General features: G+C 58.9%; 2 protein-coding genes and 2 tRNA genes. 2 read left to right on the forward strand and 2 right to left on the reverse strand.

From position 1 onward, the window contains the following. The first annotated feature begins 163 nt into the window (after positions 1 to 163). Positions 164 to 237 (forward strand) — tRNA-Gln (locus NUW23_15815). A 7-nt stretch (positions 238 to 244) separates the two neighbouring features. Continuing rightward, positions 245 to 320: transfer RNA gene (locus NUW23_15820), tRNA-Glu, on the forward strand. 164 nt (positions 321 to 484) lie between these two features. Here NUW23_15820 and NUW23_15825 read toward each other — a convergent pair. Both NUW23_15825 and NUW23_15830 read right to left on the reverse strand, forming a co-directional pair. After that, positions 485 to 1,684, reverse strand: coding sequence for a cytochrome c biogenesis protein CcdA (locus NUW23_15825; GenBank protein MCR4427623.1), 1,200 nt, complete (start codon positions 1,682 to 1,684; stop codon positions 485 to 487). A gap of 58 nt (positions 1,685 to 1,742) precedes the next feature. Continuing rightward, positions 1,743 to 2,681: a hypothetical protein gene (locus tag NUW23_15830; protein MCR4427624.1), complete on the reverse strand. Its 939-nt coding sequence runs from the start codon at positions 2,679 to 2,681 to the stop codon at positions 1,743 to 1,745. Positions 2,682 to 2,828: the final 147 nt, after the last annotated feature.

The following is a 2,828-nucleotide window of genomic DNA, read 5'->3' on the forward strand; positions in this document are numbered from 1 at the left end:
CGAAACTGCGTATGGGAAATCCCGCCATACATGCCCTGAGCCACTACGTTTCGCAACACGCCACGCCAAGGCCCATTTGCGGAACTACTGCTGGGGGGGATCAGAGGGTTTACAAAGCCTGCTGCATGTGCTAAGATAAGCAGTGCGAGTTTCTCGCCGGCGTTGGGGAGTCGTCTAGTGGTAGGACGTCAGACTCTGGATCTGATTGCGAGGGTTCGAATCCTTCCTCCCCAGCCATATGCGTGGCCCCGTGGTCTAGCGGCCTAGGACGTCGCCCTCTCAAGGCGAAGACACGGATTCGAACTCCGTCGGGGCTACCAAGTTTGCGGACTCCGCCAGATATGTCGGAGTCCGTTTTTCTTTGCGCGTCAGCAAGAGCACACCCCATACCCGAAAGGCTGGCTTATACTACACTGGTGGGCAGGCCCGTACTTCAGTCCAGACTCGCTGCGAGACGATGTATCCCCGGCGCTGAGATCTGGTTTCAAAGCAGATCTAGAAGCATGTACCCGCCCAGGCCGGAAAGGATTAGTGCAGTCGCAGCCTTTGCCAGGGTGATGGATTTCCTTGACATGCTGGCCATGCGGCGGGATGTAATGCCGAGATAGGCGCCTATGAAGATCGCCGTCATGGGTATGATGAACGCCAGGTTGTAAGTGAGGAGATAGTAGACAGACTCGAGCCTGTGCTCTGCCTGCGTTCGCATGAACACAATCGCCGGCAGGTAGACCTGACCGGTGCAAATGAACTCGAGGCCTGAAACGACGACGGCTGTGGCGAACGCTGAGAGAGGCAACAGGCGCCGGCCCATGAACTTGTTCACTACCTTGTGAATTTTAGTACGCACCTTCTTCGGGAGTATCAGCACCATGCGGTCAGATTGGCCCACGAATGCCCGCATCGCATCCACGCCAGACAGAACCCCCAAGGCAAGCGCCATCCCTGCCCCGGTGAGGCGAATTGCAGTCCTCGTCCAAGGAACTGCATCGAGCATGGTCACGACCTGGTAGAGCCCGAGGCCTGCCGCAAGATACGCCAGGAATACCCCAAGGGTGAACATCGACCCCACCCACAGAATGCCCGCCCTGTTCCAGCCACACGCAGTAAGGTAGGTCAGGAAGAAGACGAGCGTGGCGATGGCGCAGGGGTTTACCCCGTCCGCGAGGCCTGCCATGAACACTGCGGGGAAGGTGAGCATACTTACGTCCTGGCTGAATGACTCCGCCATCTCGGAGATGTACGACGCTTTTGGTGTCGTTTCCCCGGCGGCCAAAGCATCCTTGATGGCGGCAAGAAGCGTGTCATGGGTCGCGCCGTGTCCCGCCAGGTACTGTCGTCCCACAAAGATGAGGGGTATGGCCACCGAGTCCTGATCCGACACTCCGTAGTAAGTGGCGTACTTTCTCTTCATCGTCTCGTTTTCGGGTACGATGACGTTCCAATACTCGAACTGCACCCAGCTTCCGAACCTGCGTTGGATGGTTAGGGCGGCGCTGAACACCTCCTCGCAGTAAGCACATGCTGAGCTGTAGAACACGTGAACCACGAGAGGTGCTTCTGGGAGCTCGGTGAGGTGGTCCATGCGCTCGGGGGAATCCTGCCCCGCAGCAAACGACCCAGCGAGGACGAGTGCCGCCGTGACTGCTGACACCATCCACCTCGTGAGCCTGACACTCTGAGACACCGTTCCTACCCCCTACATTGAACCGGACGTGTCAGACCGCAGAAACACTGCGCTCGGGCTAAAGCACCCGCGATATGGCGTCGAGGAGCCGGTCACCTGAGCCGGCTGACCACCCGGTGTTCGCGTAAACGACTGTGTCTCCACGGACCAGAGCGAGGGTTGGGGTCTCATAGATGCCACACCGCAGATAGACGGAGAAGTCCGCATCCACAAGCGCCACCCCGGGCAGCCTCAAGCGTTGCGCTTCCTTCGAAGCGACATCGGCGGCTCCCGTGAAAACCGTCACCACCTGGACATTTCGGATCTTCCGCTCATTTGCCTTGATGAAGGCCATGGCCTCGTGACACGAGGGGCACCCCGGGGTCACGAAAAGGTACAGTAGAACAGAGTCAGATGACGCCCGGCCCGGTGACCGCCAGACCCTCCCGGCCAAACTGGGAAGGGCAATCTCAGGCGCGGGTTCTCCCTCCATGAGGACGTTGTGGCGAAGATGTTGGGGGATATCCTGTCCCCGCGAAAAGGTCTCCAGAACTTGCTTGAACCACGCCTCATAGGGCGGTATGTAACCCGCGTGGGAGTACTCTACCCGCCCTTGTCTCACCAGGAACACGGACGGGTACACTCTGCATCCGAAAGCTATAGCCCATCTACCGGCTTCGTCATGGACTGTCCTGACAGTGTCCAGCCCGAAAAGAAAAGGCTCCGTCCAGAAAGGATCGTCCTCTGACACCACGATCCACTCGATGAAGTGTGCTCCGGACCGGACAAGCCGAGACAGGGCTCTTATGAACTCGTTGGACGCGGCCGACCCGCCCTTTACGAAGACGACGGCTGCCTGCGGAGGAAGGCCAGGTAAGGCAACCTCACGGCCGGAGACAGGTGCACTGGCCGCGCGAGTATACGTAAGCCCCGGCTGACAGTGGGACAACAGCACAGTCAACGTGAGCATGAACGTCAGAATGCACGCGGGCACCCGAGCCTGTCGAAGGATGTACATGTGGCGGACCCTCCTTCCTCCAACGCTGCGTTTAACTGCTCAATTACCCATTCTAACGAGTGGCGGAGGAACTATCAAGCGGAATGCCACTAGGTCTGAGTCAAGTCCTTGTAGGTGCTTCCCCTTTCCTCCGAGTTGGCGGAGGCG

Source organism: Bacillota bacterium (assembly GCA_024655925.1).
In the GTDB taxonomy this organism is placed as follows: Bacteria; Bacillota; DTU025; order DTU025; family JANLFS01; genus JANLFS01.

Coding starts and splice junctions, on each gene's coding strand:
- NUW23_15830 (MCR4427624.1), bottom strand. CDS start 2,681: ATGTACATCCTTCGACAGGCTCGGGTGCCCGCGTGCATTCTGACGTTC.